This window comes from Pseudarthrobacter albicanus (assembly GCF_018224015.1).
Taxonomy (GTDB): domain Bacteria; phylum Actinomycetota; class Actinomycetes; order Actinomycetales; family Micrococcaceae; genus Arthrobacter; species Arthrobacter albicanus.
In genome coordinates, this window is sequence record NZ_JAGPOT010000226.1 from 1 (window position 1) to 473 (window position 473).

General features: G+C 70.0%; 1 protein-coding gene. It reads left to right on the top strand.

Annotation, left to right across the window (positions count from 1 at the left end):
• Window positions 1-473: lipoyl synthase (locus tag J9611_RS21555; protein WP_504742122.1), on the top strand; the 473-nt coding region annotated here is incomplete at both ends.

Consider the following 473-nt stretch of genomic DNA (forward strand, 5'->3'; position numbering starts at 1 on the left):
GAGGTGTTCGCGCACAACGTGGAGACCGTGCCGCGGATCTTCAAGCGCATCCGCCCGGCGTTCCGCTACGACCGGTCCCTGGACGTGATCACGCAGGGCCGGGCGCTGGGCATGGTGACCAAGTCGAACCTGATCCTGGGCATGGGCGAAACCCGCGGGGAGATCTCGGCGGCCCTGCAGGACCTGCACGACGCCGGCTGCGACCTGATCACCATCACCCAGTACCTGCGCCCGTCCGAGCGGCACCTGCCGGTGGACCGCTGGGTCAAGCCGCAGGAGTTCGTGGACCTGCAGCAGGAAGCCGACGAGATCGGCTTCCTCGGCGTCATGTCCGGGCCCCTGGTGCGATCCTCCTACCGCGCCGGCCGGCTCTGGGCCACCGCGATGCGCAAGAAGGGCCGGGACATCCCGGCCGCCCTCGCCCACATCGAAAGCTCCGGCAGCACCCGCCAGGAAGCCAGCACCCTGCTCGC